This is a genomic window from Pantoea sp. RSPAM1, assembly GCF_038816185.1.
Taxonomy (GTDB): Bacteria; Pseudomonadota; Gammaproteobacteria; order Enterobacterales; family Enterobacteriaceae; genus Pantoea; species Pantoea ananatis.
In genome coordinates this window covers 1,774,586-1,790,982 of record NZ_CP046137.1, presented here as the reverse complement: position 1 = coordinate 1,790,982, position 16,397 = coordinate 1,774,586, and the positions used below count along the sequence as shown (strand labels likewise).

Below are 16,397 nucleotides of genomic sequence, written 5' to 3'. Positions count from 1 at the left end.
CCAATATCACGGGTTACGGCGCGCCTCGACAGCCGCCACGCATTTTGCAATGACCTCGGCTGCATGTCCGACGCACTGACTGATTTTCACCCTAATGACAATCTTACCGGCAAAGCGCTCTTCTTCTTCAATCGAGCGATCGGCGGCAATCAGCACAAAGTCCGCTTCAGCAATATGTTGCGGGGTTAATTTATCGATCATCCCCATCGCCCCTTGCTGTTCGATATGCACCTGATGGCCCAGCGTTCTTCCCGCTTTCTCAAGCGATTTGGCTGCCATTGGCGTATGGGCTAAGCCCGCAATACAGGACGTGACGCCTACGATATTCATGCTTCCTCCTTAAACTGGATTCGTTGCACCATAAACTGGAACAGGGCATCCCTGTTTTCGAGCGTAAATAAGGCTCGCCTGAAATCATCATCAACAATCTGGCTTGCCAGCGCGTTAATGATTTTTAAATGCAGAAGACTGGCGCCAGATTTTGGTACCAACAGCGCGAAGATTATTTTGATGGGTTCGCCATCCAGACTTTGCCATTCAATGGCGTCATTCAGCCGAATAAAAATCACGCCGGCTTTTATTACGTTGTCCGTTTTGGCATGAGGCATGGCGATTTGACTTTCAAAACCCGTGGAATATTCATGCTCGCGCTGCCAGAGATCTGTTTTAATGTCATCTGCACTCAGCGCCCATCCCTGTGCAACCGCGTGCGAAGCAATAAAATCAAAGACCTCGTCTTTGCTGGTAAATGCTTTATTTAAGAATATGCTTTCGCGATCAATAAGCATGTTTTCCCTCTTGCCGGATTGTTCCGTACCTTGATGAAAATCCTAACGGAAACCTAAGGTATGTAAACACAAGCGGTTTCCGGTAAGGTGCGGAAGATGTCTGCGGCAGAGCGGGCCAGAAATGGGAGGCAGGTCTAAATAATAACTTTCTTTGAGATATGGATCACGTGGAGGAATAAGGAGAGGTTTTAGAGGTGTTTGTAAGGTGGTAAAGAATAGGGATATTTGAAAAGGGGATTGGAGGGAATAAAAGAATTCAGCTGAGTGATTATGGCAAGAGGGAATGGTGTTTTGTTATATGTTAAATAATCTTATGTAGCCCCCCTGAAAGGTAATACAAAATTGAAGTAGTACTTACAATCAAGATTGATTGAAACCCTATATAGATAAAGAAGTCTTAAATACCAACTTTATAGATTCTTTCTTGAAATTATCATTAGAGAGCATACACTCTAACTTCCTGATACAACCGAACAATCCATAAGTATTTAGCTATTAAAACTACAGCATCTGCAATTACCCTCTTCGCACACCACTTGAAAGTTCGCTAATAACCTCTAGGAAAAACGATATTTCAAAAACCCCTTCAAAAAATTCAATTAAAGTAGCGCTATAAAAAGTTGGCAACTGAATTCTTACCTTTCCCTCACTACGAAGTCTCCCGGGCCATTCCAGGCTACCTCCTTATAAGGCATATTAATTTCACCTCTTTCCTTAAGGTAACCCATAACCTGAGATGGAGCCCACCCCTGTCCGTATGAAAACAATGCTCCCATCTCAATAAGTTTTTTCAATACAGTAATCTTATCATTTCCATCTTTAAAATTAACACAGTAAGAACATCCCGCCTCAAGATAACCACGCATCGATAAAATAGAAATATCATGACCGCAACCTACTGATTTAATCACAACTCTTTTATCTTCCAATATAGTCACAACAATAGCCTTCAACATTTCACTCCTTAAATAATTTCGACCGTCTTATTTTCACCAACATTTACTTAAGCTTAGATAACTCCTTTTTAAACTTTGCTATCAACTCCATCCAATCGTTGTATGAATTATTTTTAACATAACAATCACCCAACCATTTTGGATGACAACGTGAAAGTAAACTTTCGATAGCGCTCAACCTCTCAGGATCACTTTTACTTAATTTCAATACCTTACCCATTAGACTTTTTATTTCATTCGCTTCATCTACGTAAGAAGAAAACATCAATGCTTCGTATATTTTTAAACTAGTTTTATCTATACTCATGGCGTTTTTGGTGCATCTTTAATACTCATCACCTGTGAAGTTTATTCGCTACTCTCTGCTGACTTTCTTAATCGCCATTTAGAATTTAACATTCCATTGTTATTGATAATAAACCGCCAAATAACCTCAGATCTTAATGCTTATATAAACCAGAAATTTGAGCTCGCTGCTATTATTAATGTCGAATTTTTTTGAACGGTTTATCCCACCCGCCAGCCCTATCGGGTAATGCTGGGTAAACCGGCCGCTGTCCGGGCCATTGTAGCGGAACAGATTATAGTGCAGCCTGGTTAATTCGGCACCTGTGGCGCCTCACCCCTTGGGCTATCGCTAAAGCGATGTTCAAATTTGCTTGAGCAAATTAGGTACTGGCCCTGCATGCCCAGGTTCTGCTCTACCACCTGAATTCGCTGGTTAGACTCGCGCAGCAGTTTGCCCCACGGGCTGTTCACACCTTCCCATACTTTTTGCCTTTATTAAGTTCGTCATAATATCTACCGTAAAATCAATGCATAATTCAAATTAAATTTAATTAATTCAAGTTTCACTGCCAAATATTAAATAACTTTTTCCAGATTTCCATCTCTTCATCTGTAGCAAGACTATAATCGCCAGTAACCTTTCGATAATTCATGAAACAAACGTCAATGGCCCGAATGGAAACTGTTTTATTCTTGCGACTTCCATCAATGATAAATTTCATCTCCTCGCGATATGCTTCATCTTTAATCATTTTTTGAAAAAAAATCTCAAGAAAATCTAAAACTTCATTGTAGGAAAATAGATCTATCATTCTCTCCCCTATAAAATATCAACTTTATCGAACTCTATTACACTTGAATTAGCATGCATTTTTTGATTTCTCCAGCACCATATTCTGGGGAGGCTTAGATGAATGGTCAAGAGGGGGCTCCCTCTCTATCACCAAACATTCGAGGATGACGCACTTGTGGCACGCCGTTTCCAAAAAATTGCAACGTATCACCCCCTAAATTTGATATAACTCTATGATTTGTAGATTAATATCAAAAAATAAATTGTAAACTCCTTGAAATCGGCACCTGCGGTGCCTCATCCCTTGGGGCCATCACTGAAGCGATATTCAAATTTGCTTAAGCAAATTAATCCCGGTCCAGATACTTGCCCTGCATACGCAGGTTTTGCTCCACCACCGGAATTCGCTGGTTAGACTCGCGCAGCAGTTTGCCCCATGGGCTGTTCACACCTTCCCAGGTCTTTTGACCTTCAGCGTCGGTCAGTAGTTCTGGCGTGCCGTTAGCCGCGCAGTGGAACCAGAATATTTCTGGGCTTTCCACGCCATCAATACGGACCAAAGGCTCATAGCTCTGGCTGTCGCTGTAGACGTAGGTCAGCGGAATGCCGTCGTGGATCTCCTGCAGCAGGCGGTAGCCTTCCCAGACAAAGCGCGTCGTGACGGCGTTGCCAGATGGTCTCCACTGTAACAGCTGCTGGCGGGTTTTACTGATGCGACGTCCCAGCGGATTGTAGCGGAAACTCACCTTAGTACGCGGCCTATTACGGTCACGTGGCTCGCTGATCACATCCGTCAGGCGGTGCTCACCATCGTAACGGTAGCGCCAGCGGGTCTGGCCGTCATCCTTTTCAGTGGTACGACCATGAATGTAATATTGCCAGCGGATTCCGTTCAGCCCGGTCACGCGGTTATGCATGATGTGGGAAGCGGCATGGCGATCCAGCGGGTTGCCAGCACTGTCCCAGCAGCAGTGACCTTTACCAAGTTGCACGCCATCCTGAGAAAATAGCCAAATAACATTTTAATATTGCTGGGTATTCCTCACTATCAGCACTCACAATAATAACTTACGTCTGACTTTAGGCTTTACAATTTTTTTACTCATTTAAAACTTAAAGATTATTATCATTTATTATTTTCCATATTTTGCTCTTTACAGAATCCAAAAATTTATTAGCTTCACTCCTTTCTTTTTCATCATCGCGCCAAATATAAAAATCAGTAAAAGAACCATTCCCCTGTTCCATTGTTTTCCATGTATCACAAGCTTCCTCTAAGCTCTCTTTTTCAGAAGCACCTTCCTTGTTTAAGCAAATATCAATTTTTTCAATTATTGCCAACACTCCTCTCATCCAATTTTTTTCATGTTCTTTCTCAAGGATTTTTTTCAGAATTCCAAATTCAATCAATAAATCGGCAGATATCTTTCTATAATCCATATAATTACCTCAACGGCCAACTATCAAGCACTTCTACTCCACTTAGTCGCCATGGTTGCTCAACAAATATTTGAGTTATATTTTGCCCACCGAGATAGGCCCCACCTTGATAGCCGACAGGTCCTTCATAAATAGTAGTTCCTTTAGGAATAACTATCTTATATACAGACTCGATTGGAGAAGTACCTGTCAATGTACCATTCTTATCTATCCACTGCGGCTTTACAGCTAAGTCTATATGTACTTTTGCTACAGAATCAGCAGGATTTCTAGTAAACCATTGTCCTAAAGCATTTTTACCACCGCCAGCTTTACCTGCTCTGTAAAGTACTAAATCATGTTCCAAAACATGAACGTTATATTTCCCACCCGCAAAGTTTGCGGCTGGATTCCCATTTATTTTTGCCAAAGGACCAGGATTGTTAACCATGTCATATTTATAATCATTTTTACATCGATTTAAACCTAATTGATCAGTCCAGCTTAAAGCATTTGGTGCGTAGCTATATAAATTAATCCCGCCCGCCAGCCCTATCGGGTCATGCTGCGTAAACCGGCCGCTGTCCGGGTCATAGTAGCGAAACAGATTATAGTGCAGCCCGGTTTCACGGTCCAGGTACTGGCCCTGCATACGCAGGTTCTGCTCCACCACCGGAATTCGCTGGTTAGACTCGCGCAGCAGTTTGCCCCACGGGCTGTTTACACCTTCCCAGGTCTTTTGCCCTTCAGCGTCGGTCAGCAGTTCCGGCGTGCCGTTAGCGGCACAGTGGAACCAGAATATCTCCGGGCTTTCCACGCCATCAATACGGGCCAGAGGCTCATAGCTCTGGCTGTCGCTGTACACATAAGTAAGTGGAGTATCGTCGTGGATCTCCTGCAGCAGGCGGTAGCCTTCCCAGACAAAGCGCGTTGTGAACGCCTTGCCAGACGGCCTGCCCTGTAACAGTTGCTGGCGGGTTTTACTGATGCGACGTCCCAGCGGATCGTAGCGGAAACTCACCTTAGCGCGTGGCTTATTGCGGTCCCGCGGTTCGCTGAACACATCCGTCAGGCGGTGCTCACCATCGTAACGGTAGCGCCAGCGGGTCTGGCCGTCATCCTTTTCGGTGGTGCGGCCATGAATGTCGTACTGCCAGCGGATACCGTTCAGTTCAGTGACGCGGTTATGCATGATATGGGAAGCGGCATGGCGATCCAGCGGGTTGCCTGCGCCATCCCAGCGCCACTGCTCATTACCCGGCTGCGCGCCTTCCTGAGACAGCAGCCGACCGGCGTTATCGTAGTGCCATAATGTCTGGCTGAACGGGTTATCGTCGCGCTCTTCACGAATCAGGTTGTTGCCGTAATCGAAGTCGCGACGGCGGGACCAGACGCGCGGTGCAGGACGCTGTGCTTCCCCTTTGAAAACGTCACGGCGGCGCAGCCTGCCTAAGCGATCGTACTCACTGCGCGTGGTCAGGCCGCCCTGCGTGCGGCTGAGTTCCCGATGCAATGTGTCACGGGTAAACTCGGTGACCGGCAGGTTGTCCAGCGCGATGCTCAGTAAATGGCCACTGCCATAGTATAGCTGCTTCAGGTTGCGACCATCCGGCAGGGTTAAGGACGTGCAGTTACCCAGCGCGTCGTAATCCCAGGCCAGCGTGCCCTGTTCACCCTGCTCACCTACGATGCGGCCCAGCGCATCATAGGTAAACGTAATCTCCTGCTCAGCCTGCTGGCTCCACGCGCTGTCAGACAGCGGCAGATGCTGCGACACTTTACTTAACTGCCCACCACCGCTGTAGTGATAGCGCGTCTGGCCTTCCGGCGTGGTCCGCGCCAGCAGCTGTCCCGCCCGGCTCCAGTGATAGCGATGGGTAATCGCCTGAGGATGACCGGCGGCAAAGGTGCGAGATAACGTGCGTCCTGCCGCGTCATACTCGTATCGCGTGGCAACGCCATCCAGCCCAACCTGGGCCAGCAACAGGGAATCTGCGCCCCACTCGAACTGATACTGCTCGCCGTTCTCGTTTTGCAGCGCCGTCAACCGACCACGGCTGTCCCAGCTGCGCTGAACCGTCTCACCCTGGGCATTGCGGTTAGCAATCAATCGTCCGACGTTGTCGTAGCGGAATTCACTACGTTTACCATCCGCTGACTCGTGGACCAGTGGCAGGCCGTTGTCGCTCCAGCGCAACCGCTCTTCCCAGCCCTCTGCCCGCTCCAGCAGAACAGGACGGCCCGCAGCATCATAGTGATACCGGGTTTCTTCACCATCCGGCGCAGTCACACAGCTGAGCCAGCCAAGGGGATGATAGCGGTAGCGTGTCGTCAGCCCTGAACAGTCTGTTTCGCGGATAACCTGGCCGGCATCATTGAATTCACGGCGATAGCTGTTGCCTGCCGCGTCAATCTCTTCGACAACCAGCCCAAACTCATCCCGCTTATAGAAGGTACTCTGCCCGAGCGCATCAACCACGCGCTCAAGGCCGTGATGAGGATCGTAATAGTATTTCGTGGTGGCACCGTCAGCCCCAGCAACGACCGTGGGCAGAGAACGGTGTGACAGCCATTGCACCGACTGTACACCGCCGTCCGCATCTTTCTCTTCAACGCGGTTGCCGAGATCGTCATAGGCGAAGCTCACCGCATTACCCAGCGGATCGATACGGCGCGTCAGGAGTTCGTTTTCATCCCACTCATAGCGCCAGGTCTCGCCCCGCTCATCAATAAAGCAGGTAATGAGCCCTGCAGCATTCCAGTGATGTTCGCGCTGCTGACCGTCATAGGTCGATACGCGCGTGATGCCAGCATCCAGATCATAATGCATATGGCAGCCGTCACCAGTATTGGTGCGGTTCTCAACAACGCGCCAGTGATCCAGCTTCTGCCAGCGATATTCGCTTTCCAGCCCGCCGGGCAGTTGATGCCAGACCATTAACCCGTCATCGTTGTACCGGAAGCGCCGCGAGACAACGCCTGCGGCATCGGTGACGCTGGCAAGCTGGCCCTGTTCATTGTAAGTCCAGTGCGCTAATGGCCAGTGCTGCTCACCATCAAAATGGCTGGCATAGGTCGGGCGCTGTGCATGCTGTTTGTCGTCGTAATGCAGGGTAACGTCAATGGCCAGCGGCGCGTCATGAATGCGCACCAGGCGAGCCTGCTCATCCCATCCCATCTCCAGCGCATTGCCGTACTCGTCGCTCAGTGAAGCCAGCCGCAGCACTTGCGGATCGGCGGCCGTGCGTCTGTACAGACGCCATACCGCACCGTCGTCGTCGGCAATGGCGATATCACCCAGTTCGTTGCGCCTTACCATCAGCCCTTCGCTGATGCTGTAGAGCACCTCTTTTTCACCGGGAACCGCAAAGCTCAGCTCGCGCCCGTTGTCATCAAACCAGGTCGCCTGATTGCCATCCAGCGTTAAATAGCTGTCAAACACTGTCGCCCAGCCCTGACCAAATAATCCGCAGCGCTGGGTCAGGCTGTTATAGCTACGCTGGAAACTGAGCGGGAAACGGCCTGGAAGGGAGAAGTCGCGCTCGGCATCATCATTAAGCACTTTGACGCCGGTGGAAGCATGAACGGGGAAAAGCGAGGAGAAGGCGGCGTTAATCGCCATATCCGCCATCATCCCACCGACCGCGCCAGCAAGTGCGCAGGGCATGTTTTTCAGGATCTGGCTGGGGCGACCACGAATCAGGGAAAGGCCGATCATCATCACGGCCAGACCTGGCACCTTGCCACTTTTAATCTCTCTTACTGTGACGGTTTCACCACCAATGATGACATTGAGGGAAACATCGTCACTCACGGTGGCATCACAGGTGGTTTTATCCTTTGCGCGCACCGCAGGCTGGCCATTGATAAAGACGCTTTTCGATCCCTGCGCCAGATATTGCGGTGCGCTGAGCTTTTCACAGGCCACTTTGTCCTGTTCCAGCGGAGAGGTGCCCGCGTCGGCGGAGGCTACCGTGGGTTGCCACATTGCACTGCCAAACTGGCCCACCGCAGAGAGCAGCATGCCGCCATAGTCTGAAACTCTTGGGCGATTGCGGCTCCGGTGGCGGCGTATCTCCGGGCGTAAGCATCCCGGCTGCGCGTGCAGCTAAAAGACCATTAACGTGAACATTCTCAGAACCACTGGCGATCACACCGGCTGGAGAAGGCGGGAATATCATATTTCCCAGCCCATCGGCCGCTTTAGTGATGTCATCCGAAATGCCCGCAGCGTTCGCTAATACACCGCCGATAATGCCGCTGAGCAGACAACTGGAACCAATGGCTGCCACGCCTGCCGCAGCCATTCCTGCACCTAACAGAGGCGCCGCCGCAGTTGCTGCCGCACCGACCGCCGCACCGATCACCGCGTAGGCTGCGCCCTCAGCGACAATACTGGTGATATCAGCGAAAATACTGGAGTGAATGATCTCATCGCCCACGCGGGCCGCACGGTTATCCATAGCTTATGCTTTCTGTGGGTTGTTAAGACTCAGGCTTTGTTTGAATGCATTCCAACGCTGTCCGTCTTCTTCATTGAAAGCGCGCATCGCGGAGAGGGTAAAAATCATCAAGATGTTGCTATCCGGAACCCGGGTCGCCAACTGTCGCTGCCACACGGCTTGTCCGTTACGATCGAATGCGGTTTCAACTTCTACCGCACGCAAAGCGTTATCCGCGCCAGCCGTAACCCGAACAAATTCAGTCTGCTGAATATGGCCCATCTGGCTGCGCAACGTGTCCCACTGGCGCTGAAACTCTTTTTCCGCATCGCTGTCTTCAGGAATCACACCTCGGCTCACCACTAATGCCAGTCCGCTGGCGTCATCCCGCAAAATATTCATGGTCGTGTCCTGCCAGGCAGCAGGAAACAGCGCAAAAGCGCCTTCATTAAACTGATAATTCATAGTATGTCCGTTTTATTGATTGTTTGTGGCGGGTGGAACCAGGCTACGATAATCGCCATCCGCGTTATCGGCATTTGTGAGTAACTGTGTGTTGTCACGAGCAACTTTGATATCAAAAAGACGGGGAGAAATATCCGGGTCCCCGCCGCAACTGACGTCATGGTTGTCTTCACGAACCGTAATGATGTAGAACGCCTTCTCACTGGTGTCATCCAGGTCGTATCTCAGACATTGATCATCAAGCGCGGTGAGGTGATAAGTATGAATCGCGTTCGTCGCTAGGGCGATAGCCTGATCAGCGCTGATTTCATGTTGCTCTGCACTCATGGTGGTATTCAACATGATGTGACTGACTTTTTGCTGGTCAATTTCGAACATCAACTGCTTCTCACCCATCTTATAGATAAGCCAGTGCTGATTATCACTGTTATCTTCTTTTCCGGGCCCATAGGCTTTCTCAACCTGTTCCACGCTATCGCCGACGATGATGTTACGAGCCGTCGGCACGCTGGCACCGTCCAATAGGATCTCTGCCAGAATTGCATGGCTGGCGTTTCCTACCGCCGTCGCGCTGAATAACTCAAAGCCTTCATAGGTATGTTGGTAATAGTTGTACCGCTGCTCATTGATGACGACTTCTCCGGCCACAACGGAACTCAGGGCTTTGCCTGCGCGTATGAAGCTTTGGTTGTTCCATGCGTCGCCGGGCGTGAAAGCGTAGTCGTTGAGCAGAACGGAAAAATCTCCCTCATTAAGAGCTGCAACTGAGATGCCCGTGCTGGATTCAGCCCTGGCCATGCATGATACAAACATAACGACAGGCACAAAAAAAACGCTGCCGAAAAAACGATTTATGGTCATTGTGTTTTTAATCAGGGTAAAGGCACGAGAGTATCAAATGAAACTGGTGTTGGCATTAGGTTACCATCAGGATCTTCAACAAGTTGCCACGAAAGATTTGCCCCTTTTAAGGTGACTTTGACTTTCCTGCGGTCGGGTTCGCCTGACGACGAAGGGAATGAAAGCATAACAGTGTTGCCACTCACGCGTCCGTGTAATATATGGGGATTATCATCACCAGGGCAATCAATTTGGTCGGCGTCCTTCATGTAACAATAGGTGCCAGTGACATTCTCATCGTGCTGAACCAAACTTACCGTTAACACTCCATCCCGGTCACTTTCGCCACGCCAACGTCCAGTGAAATGTTTTGAAGAATTTGACTCTTCTTCGCGAATGGTCATCAATCTCAAGGAACAGCGCTGGCTTGAAGACAATTCAGCCTCATTATCCGCCGCGCTAGAAATCAGTGCATTGTAAGCGAAGCCATCGGAAAACTTTACTTGTTGAGCGATACATGCATTGGTGATAAAAACTGATGCTGATAAGACTAACGATAAGGAAAAAAATTTAAACATGATCATTATTTGCTCAGCTAATATCGGAATGAACTTAAAGCCCTGGAATGAACAATGGATAAACTGAAGATGGCTTTAGTTAAGTTAATAAGTTAGAAGCTCGCAATCAAACAGCTAATAAATAGGAAAATGAACATTCATACAAGATGTAGATGAAGAAAAAGACCACCATAACAGAACAAAAAAAACCAAATAAAACTCACCTTTTATAATTTTTATTACTAACTTTCTTTATAAAGGATTGACACCATCATTCCCACTCCCCACTTTGCTCAAGAATTACTTCCTTATCCTGATCCACTTTTAAAATAAGTGGGTTAAAAATTACAGTATAACCCATATTACTATTACTGAAAATCATTCCTTGCGCTTTATTAGAGTTTTCAGGCTGGAAGATTTTACCGTCAAGCGTTATTTTCTTCCCATTTTTTATTTTTTAGACCTATGTATTTAACTTTATCACATATAATATAAAATCAGCCGTAGGTGTTCAATAAATCAACTGTAAAGCAGGGCGTTGAAAAAACTTTCATATCGGAGTTTACATTTATTTCTTTTACTTCTTTAGTCAGTACATCATTTTTTGGAGCATAAAACTCTCCGCTTTCTGGGTTTTTAGCTAGCTTCCATAAAACTTTACCGCCTTTTAGTTCTAAACCAGCCTTCCCGTTTACCCCGCCGAAACTTAGGTCAAATTCGTATAATATTGCTCTCTGATTTTAGCAATGCATTTTGTTAGACCTTTCGAATCTTCAACATTATTGCCCACCACGATATTACACGCCGTTGGTACACTGGGTTTGTCCAAAAGAATCTCTGCCAGCACAGTCTGGCTGGCGTTTCCAACCACCGTTGCGCTGAATAACCGAAAGCCTTCATAGGCACGTTGGAAGTAGCTGCACCGCTGTTAATCGATGACCACTTCTCCAGCCACAACTGAACCCAGAGCTTTGCCTGCGCGTACGAAGCTTTGAGTGTTCCATTCGTCTTCTGGCGTGAAAGCGTAATCATTAATTAATACTGAGGAGTCGTTGTTATTAAGAGGGGGAGCTATTAATGTTTCAGTATAAGCCACCGCATAGACATTCCATGCTGGCATAATCATCATTAATATAAATAATGGTAGTACTAAAAAACGATTTAATTTCATATATCACATCCTAGAAACAAAATAATCAGCTAAAAATAGTCTTATGGAATCATTTCAGGGACGGACGATTTACTACCACTTAAACAAAACATTAAAGCAACATCTGACATCAAAATACTTCCAGATGAGCAAGAGTACCAACCAAATAAAAATTAACGGACACCTTGAACACTTCAGAATGTATTAACCAGCAAGCATCATCAATGTATCAAAGCACTGCAAGCAATTCAATTAATATTGAAAATTAAATTTTCTTCTTTCTAGAACTCGCCTGCCTGACTCTGTTTTTAAATACAGAAACCACCAAAAAAACGCCCTATAGCAATTCAATATAAAAACATTAAAATGCGCTTTTTTGGGGAAAAATAAGTATTTTTTAATTACCTGATAAGAAATCACTTCACGACTTTAATATTTTTAACTTCTCTATCAGAGAATTTAGTCCAATCCTTACGGATAGACTCGGCCAACCTGATCAAATAGTCAAAATCATCTTTATGAAGAAGATCATTTTCATCCAATATAAACTTCTTACTAACATCAAAATGTGAATTTGGGTAGAAATTTGGAATAAGAACGCCTATAAACCATTCACTACCCGAACGCAGTAAATTAAAATCACCCTGGCGTGACTTAACAATCTTAGCTTCAATCATAAACCTCTCCTGTTTTTAAGTCATAAACTTGATAGTCTATCCCTTTATCTAAATTCTTCATGGAAATAACCGCTTCATAATCACCATTAGGCAATTTACCACCAGGTAACCATAAGGGTTCAACATCTCTCGCTCCCCATTCGTTTCCAGAGGGTATTTTAGCATTATATTTTTCAGTTGGGTAAAATTCAACTTTAAGCAGATCTCCACTTTCCAACTGTTCTTTAGGAATACCTAATCTATCAGACATTATTGAATAATCACCATCAGATTCTTTTATAATAGCTTCCATATTACGCTGTGAGCTTACAAACTCTGATCTAAATTCATCTGGCTTACCTAAACCGTACTCTTCGTAGTCAGACCTTGATACGATTCTGGTAGCACCATCCGAGAATTCTTCAGCGTGTTGGCGTATATATTCTTTGGGCAAATATGTTGATGGATCAGGTTTTTCACCCTTTGGTATCCTAACTATTTCATCAAACTTTGATTCACTTATTGGAACACCGTTTGTTTTCTCGTATAAGCTTGATCGCCAAGCATCAAACTTCATCCCACCCTTGCCGCCGGCATATCCTCCAATGAAACTTCCCGCCAGCATAGACCATTTTTGACCATCGCTGCCTTCGCCAAATATCTTCCCACCCAGCCAGCTTCCTGCATAACCGCCACCAAACGCGCCCGCCACCCCCAATAAAGCAATAGCTGGTGAGGCAATAACAGCAACAGCTGCAGTCCCTACGCCCATCATCACCCAGTTAACCCAGCCCGGAATTTCAGGATTAATTACATCAGTTTGGTATTTACCACCGCCGATAAATACGTTACCAGAACCACTACTGATCTCTGCACTACAAGTTAAACGATCACCTATGCGTGCCGCCGGAAAATTGTTAATAAAAACCTTATCTGAACCTTCTGCAACTAACTGAAGCGAGCCACTATGTTCATCGCAATTTCCTTTAGACAAATGTGCACGTATTGCTGCTCTGCTATTCACAAACACGTTGAGAGAGCCGGATGTAAGTTTGCCTGTATTGTGCCGTGGAGCCCAGGTCATACTTCCCAGTACCTCTCCTATTCCGCCTGCGGCACAAGCCCCCGCCGCCGCCGCTGAGACAACGGCCAGTGCCGCACCACCTGTCACCACTACAGCTGCCGCACCCAATATAGCTCCGCCGATTAGTCCCGCAACCATCCACCCCTTTGACGCGGTGTGTGCTATATCGTCAAGGTCTCTCGCCGCATTAAACTCCGCCATTCGCTATGCATCCTTCTGCCTCAGTAAAAATGCAATGACTTGCTCCTCACTGGACAATCTCTCCGGTCCATCGAAACCTTTAGCAATACCAATATTGTTCAAAAGTGACGATACTTTTCTACCTTGTGAACGCCAAAGAGCGTAGCGTATTGGTTCTTCATCGTTCAATGCAGCGATATGCAAGGGATTACCCGTTGAATCAAAAAATAAGTAACTTCCATTTAAAGCTCTTTTTAAATCTACGTGTTGATAAAGAGAGTTGACGCCTTCGTGCGCAGAAATGATTTTTGTATCATTATCAAGCGAAAAGAAAATTTCAGGAGAGTCTGATGCCACGGGGGTGGATTCGCCCTCTTTCTCAACATGATTAAACTTAATGCTGTTGATTATCGATTGATACTGTTTTTGGTAGTATTCGCTAAATTGGGAAGGGCATGTACCTATATAGCAAACAATTTTCTTACCACCCAGTGGTTCATCAAGCAAGACAACTGTTTGTTTTTGCCAAATCTGAACCCCACCATTCTCAAAATGATAAAAAATCTCAACAGCTTGCAAGCCATCTAACATGGTGACTTGAGATGTTATGTGGGTAAATGCCTCAACAGTCGTGCCCATTTCTTTTATTATTCGTGCCGCAACCTTTTGTACCGAATCATCACTCGATGCGGACGCACGCGATACCACAAACGTAAACTCACTTGCACTATTTTCACTTAGTGTAAATAAATTCATGGTACGATCTTTATATATATCGGGTAATTCCAGCGAAGCTTCCTGAAGTGTATAAATTGCCATTTCAAACCCTGCAATTATTTATCTGAAGAAGTGAAATAACTGTTTATTTCACTCTCAATTTTGGTTTTTTGGCCGCCGCCTGGAGCTACAATTTCTGCTACCCCACCTGTGGGATTTAATTGCAACTTGCCACTCGAGGTGTTTATCTCACCGCTTTGGCCGACTGTCAGGTTGAAATTTTTGCCAATGAAGTTGATATCACCAGCCTGAGTTAACTCAATCGCACTTTCTCCACATTCGATTCTGATTTTATCGCCAGCAGCGATAATATAAGCGCCAAGAGCACTTTCAGAACGGTTCCCGGATGTTAACGTTTTACTGTCACCCTTCACGCCTAATGTATGGTTGCCCTGAACACGCGTTTCATGATCCGCGCCAACCGTCACACTCTGATTATTCACGACATTATGGCTTTCATCGTTCTTAACATTGGTATCAAGATTACGTTGTGCCTGAAGCCATACTTGCTCCTCGCCCGCCTTATCCTCAAAGCGTAATGCGTTCGCGGTATCCGCCGTGCCGTCTTTCGAGCGACTCAGAAAGCCCATTTGCGTGGCGGCAGCCGGCAGCGCCCATGGCGGCATACTGGCTTCGTTATAAACGCGGCCAATGATCAACGGACGGTCTGGATCGCCGTTGATGAAGTCCACGACGACCTCATCGTTGACGCGCGGGATCTGCACCCCGCCGAAGCCCTGGCCCGCCCAGGCACTCGATACGCGCACCCAGCACGAACTCGTGTCGTCGCCCTTCGCCAGGCGGTCCCAGTGGAACTTCACCTTCACCCGGCCGTATTTGTCCGTCCAGATGCTCTCACCTTTCGGCCCCACCACCTTCGCCGTCTGCGGGCCGTGCGTCTTCGGCCACGGCGTCTCCGGCTTCGCACGGTACGTCACCGCCGCCGGCAGCACCCTGAAGTCGATGTTGTGCCGCGTGGCGCCCACGTCGCCGCTCGCGTAGCTATTCTCTTCAAAGTCGTAGTGCGCCGACGTCACCAGGTATTTGCCGTTGTCGCTGAAGTGCGGTGCGTTCAGTAGCGCGAAAGTGTAGCCCGGCGCGATGCCCGTCGCCGTGCCGCTGCCGCTCACCATGTGGTGCTCCACCTGCCACACCTCCTGGCGGACGCGTGCATAGTATTCGCCATGACCGTGCTCCACGAAGCGACCCGGCCAGTCGTACACGTCCACCGAGCCCGGGGTCGGCGACGCCGGGTTCTGCCGCGCCTGCAGCATCCACGCGTTCGGCTTGCGGAAGTCGTAGTCGTCCGTGCTGTACATCCCCGGCGTCACGCTTTCCGACAGCGCCCACTGGCTTACGCCCTCTTCCGTCACGCTGCCGCCCGACGGCGTCACGTGGTAGGCGATTGTCTCGTAGCCCGGGAACGACTGATGCTGGTCCGGCGCGTCGCACAGCACCAGCGTGTGCTTGTCCGCCTCGTGGCGGAAGAAGTAGTAAATCCCCTCCAGCTCCATCAGCCGGCTGATGAAGTCGAAGCTGCTCTCCTGATACTGCACGCAGTATTCCCACACCCGGTAGCTTCCCGCCAGGCGCGTTTCCACGTTCACCCCGTACTCCTTCAGCAGCGTCTGCACTATCTGCGGCACCGTCTGGCTCTGGAAGATGCGCAGGTTGCGGTCGCGCTTCATCGGCCACAGGTCCGGCTCCACCGTCAGCCCGTACACCGCGTAACGCACGCCGCCCAGCTCCTCGCTGCGCACGCCTATCTGCGTAATTTTGCCGTTGATGTAGCGCGGATTCACCGCGCTCAGCAGACCGTCCGTCGGCAGCGTGAAGGTCACCGGCTTGCCCAGCAGCGACTTACGGTCAATGCGCGCGTCGGTGGAGAGCAGCTCCGCTTGCAGCACGAACGACTGGGACAGCGCTTCGCTGCCGCTCAGACGTCGGAACAGCAGTCCTTGTGCGGGAAGTTGTACAGTAATACGTGAGAACATAGACATAC

At 48.2% G+C, this 16,397-nt stretch carries 14 protein-coding genes and 2 pseudogenes; all 16 read right to left on the bottom strand.

Going from position 1 to position 16,397, the window contains the following annotated elements; all coding sequences use genetic code 11:
• Window positions 1-6 precede the first annotated feature (6 nt).
• The 16 genes and pseudogenes from GKC68_RS08875 to tssI all read right to left on the bottom strand — a co-directional run bounded on the left by GKC68_RS08875 (window position 7) and on the right by tssI (window position 16,389).
• Window positions 7-330, bottom strand: a complete 324-nt coding sequence (locus GKC68_RS08875; RefSeq protein ID WP_342656766.1) for a fructose PTS transporter subunit IIB — start codon at window positions 328-330, stop codon at window positions 7-9.
• On the bottom strand, window positions 327-788 hold the full coding sequence (locus tag GKC68_RS08870) for a fructose PTS transporter subunit IIA (RefSeq protein WP_013026224.1): 462 nt from the start codon (window positions 786-788) through the stop codon (window positions 327-329). Before GKC68_RS08870 ends, GKC68_RS08875 begins: the two co-directional genes overlap by 4 nt.
• A 635-nt stretch (window positions 789-1,423) precedes the next feature.
• Window positions 1,424-1,744 carry a hypothetical protein gene (locus tag GKC68_RS08865; RefSeq protein ID WP_089529183.1) on the bottom strand — a complete coding sequence of 107 codons (321 nt, stop codon included), beginning with the start codon at window positions 1,742-1,744 and terminating at the stop codon, window positions 1,424-1,426.
• 43 nt (window positions 1,745-1,787) lie between these two features.
• Window positions 1,788-2,051, bottom strand: a complete 264-nt coding sequence (locus GKC68_RS08860) for a hypothetical protein (RefSeq protein WP_089529182.1) — start codon at window positions 2,049-2,051, stop codon at window positions 1,788-1,790.
• Between the two features lie 544 nt (window positions 2,052-2,595).
• Window positions 2,596-2,844, bottom strand: coding sequence for a hypothetical protein (locus GKC68_RS08855; RefSeq protein WP_022623320.1), 249 nt, complete (start codon window positions 2,842-2,844; stop codon window positions 2,596-2,598).
• Between the two features lie 331 nt (window positions 2,845-3,175).
• Window positions 3,176-3,790 (bottom strand): annotated as a pseudogene (locus GKC68_RS08850) (RHS domain-containing protein); the annotation flags it as partial.
• Between the two features lie 148 nt (window positions 3,791-3,938).
• The gene (locus tag GKC68_RS08845; RefSeq protein ID WP_342656765.1) at window positions 3,939-4,265 is read right to left on the bottom strand and encodes a hypothetical protein; all 327 of its coding nucleotides are present in this window, start codon (window positions 4,263-4,265) and stop codon (window positions 3,939-3,941) included.
• A 4-nt stretch (window positions 4,266-4,269) separates the two neighbouring features.
• Window positions 4,270-8,707 (bottom strand): annotated as a pseudogene (locus GKC68_RS08840) (RHS repeat-associated core domain-containing protein).
• 3 nt (window positions 8,708-8,710) lie between these two features.
• A complete protein-coding gene (locus GKC68_RS08835) occupies window positions 8,711-9,151 on the bottom strand; it encodes a DcrB-related protein (protein WP_028722720.1) in 441 nt (146 codons plus the stop codon).
• A 12-nt stretch (window positions 9,152-9,163) separates the two neighbouring features.
• A complete protein-coding gene (locus GKC68_RS08830; protein WP_342656764.1) occupies window positions 9,164-9,949 on the bottom strand; it encodes a hypothetical protein in 786 nt (261 codons plus the stop codon).
• A 74-nt stretch (window positions 9,950-10,023) separates the two neighbouring features.
• The gene (locus GKC68_RS08825; RefSeq protein WP_193373565.1) at window positions 10,024-10,575 is read right to left on the bottom strand and encodes a hypothetical protein; all 552 of its coding nucleotides are present in this window, start codon (window positions 10,573-10,575) and stop codon (window positions 10,024-10,026) included.
• Window positions 10,576-11,476: 901 nt separating this feature from the next.
• Window positions 11,477-11,719, bottom strand: coding sequence for a hypothetical protein (locus GKC68_RS08820; RefSeq protein ID WP_155301437.1), 243 nt, complete (start codon window positions 11,717-11,719; stop codon window positions 11,477-11,479).
• A 395-nt stretch (window positions 11,720-12,114) separates the two neighbouring features.
• Window positions 12,115-12,375, bottom strand: coding sequence for a hypothetical protein (locus GKC68_RS08815; RefSeq protein WP_162287081.1), 261 nt, complete (start codon window positions 12,373-12,375; stop codon window positions 12,115-12,117).
• Window positions 12,368-13,639, bottom strand: a complete 1,272-nt coding sequence (locus tag GKC68_RS08810) for a PAAR domain-containing protein (protein WP_028722717.1) — start codon at window positions 13,637-13,639, stop codon at window positions 12,368-12,370. The genes GKC68_RS08815 and GKC68_RS08810 overlap by 8 nt, the downstream gene beginning before the upstream one ends.
• 3 nt (window positions 13,640-13,642) lie before the next feature.
• Window positions 13,643-14,437 carry a DcrB-related protein gene (locus GKC68_RS08805; RefSeq protein ID WP_028722716.1) on the bottom strand — a complete coding sequence of 265 codons (795 nt, stop codon included), beginning with the start codon at window positions 14,435-14,437 and terminating at the stop codon, window positions 13,643-13,645.
• A 14-nt stretch (window positions 14,438-14,451) separates the two neighbouring features.
• Window positions 14,452-16,389, bottom strand: a complete 1,938-nt coding sequence (gene tssI / locus GKC68_RS08800) for a type VI secretion system tip protein TssI/VgrG (RefSeq protein ID WP_342656763.1) — start codon at window positions 16,387-16,389, stop codon at window positions 14,452-14,454.
• Window positions 16,390-16,397 lie beyond the last annotated feature (8 nt).